Here is a 763-nt window from a genome sequence, read left to right as displayed (position 1 = left end):
AGGCCTAACGTTCAATGCCGATGGCAGTTATACATTTGATGCTTCGTCCTACGACAGCCTGGGCAAAGGCGAGAAGTTAGTATTAGAGATCCCGGTGACCGTCACCGACGAGCACGACGCCACGGCGCAAACCACGCTGACCATCACCGTGACAGGCACCAACGACGCACCCGTAGCCAAAGCGGATTCGCAAACCACCAATGAAGATACCGTTCTTAAAGAGAGCGTGCCTGAAGCGTCAGATATTGATGGCCGGGTGAAATCCTACGAGCTTGAATCTGATTTACCCGAAGGCAAAGGCGAGCTGGTGTTTAAACCTAACGGCAATTACACCTTCAAGCCTGGCGAGGATTTTCAGGCGCTTGAGCCAGGTCAGTCGCAAGAAGTGAGCTTCACTTACGTGGCGGTGGACAACGACGGCGCGAAGAGTGAGCCGCAAACCATCACCATTACTGTCACTGGTACCAACGATGCGCCAGTGGCTGAAGCGAAAACCGACAGCGTTACCGAAGATACGGTGATTACAGGCGCAATGAGCGCGACGGATGTGGATTTAGGCGACGATGCCGAGCTTAGCTTTAGCACCGACTCCACAGCAGAAGGCCTAACGTTCAATGCCGATGGCAGTTATACATTTGATGCCTCGTCCTACGACAGCCTGAGCAAAGGCGATAAGTTGGTACTGGAGATCCCCGTGACCGTCACCGACGAGCACGACGCAGCTGCGCAAACCACGCTGACCATTACCGTGACGGGCACTAAT

1 protein-coding gene is annotated in these 763 nt (G+C 54.3%); it reads left to right on the top strand.

The genetic code is table 11. The features are described from left to right. Positions 1-763 (top strand): VCBS domain-containing protein (locus tag LNL84_RS19630; protein ID WP_279611109.1); only part of this gene is annotated, 763 nt, incomplete at both ends.

The sequence above is a fragment of the Vibrio gelatinilyticus genome (genome assembly GCF_022836845.1).
GTDB classification, from domain to species: Bacteria; Pseudomonadota; Gammaproteobacteria; order Enterobacterales; family Vibrionaceae; genus Vibrio; species Vibrio gelatinilyticus.
The sequence above is the reverse complement of the archived record's forward strand: the minus strand, read 5'-3'. Positions and strand labels throughout refer to the sequence as shown.